Consider the following 504-nt stretch of genomic DNA (forward strand, 5'->3'; position numbering starts at 1 on the left):
CGGCGCGATAGGGAACTGATGGAACATATCCGCCGGATCTGGCAGGATAATCGTGCTGTTTATGGTGCGCGCAAGGTGTGGCACAGCCTGCAGCGTGAGGGGCGACAGGTTGCACGCTGCACTGTTGAGCGCCTGATGCGCAAGATGGGTCTGAAGGGTGTCATCCGGGGCCGGAAGGTCATCACGACCCGTCCGGATACGGCGCGCCCCTGTCCCGATGACAGGGTCAACCGGCAGTTCCGGGCCGAGGCCCCCAACCAGCTCTGGGTCTCGGACTTCACCTATGTCCAGACCTGGAATGGCATGGTCTATGTGGCGTTTGTCATTGATGTGTTCGCCCGCAGGATCGTGGGCTGGAAAGTCTCGACCTCCATGACCACCCAGTTCGTGCTCGACGCCCTTGAACAGGCCATCTGGCAACGAAAGCCTGCGGGAAACAAGGCGCTGATCCATCATTCGGACCGTGGATCACAAGGCGGATTCAACCGGTCGTCGCAACACCTT

1 protein-coding gene is annotated in these 504 nt (G+C 60.5%); it reads left to right on the forward strand.

Translation table 11 applies throughout. From position 1 onward, the window contains the following. Nucleotides 1–504 (forward strand): IS3 family transposase (locus tag Abci_RS13295; RefSeq protein WP_148315189.1); only part of this gene is annotated, 504 nt, incomplete at both ends.

Source organism: Acetobacter cibinongensis, from assembly GCF_000963925.1.
Taxonomy (GTDB): domain Bacteria; phylum Pseudomonadota; class Alphaproteobacteria; order Acetobacterales; family Acetobacteraceae; genus Acetobacter; species Acetobacter cibinongensis.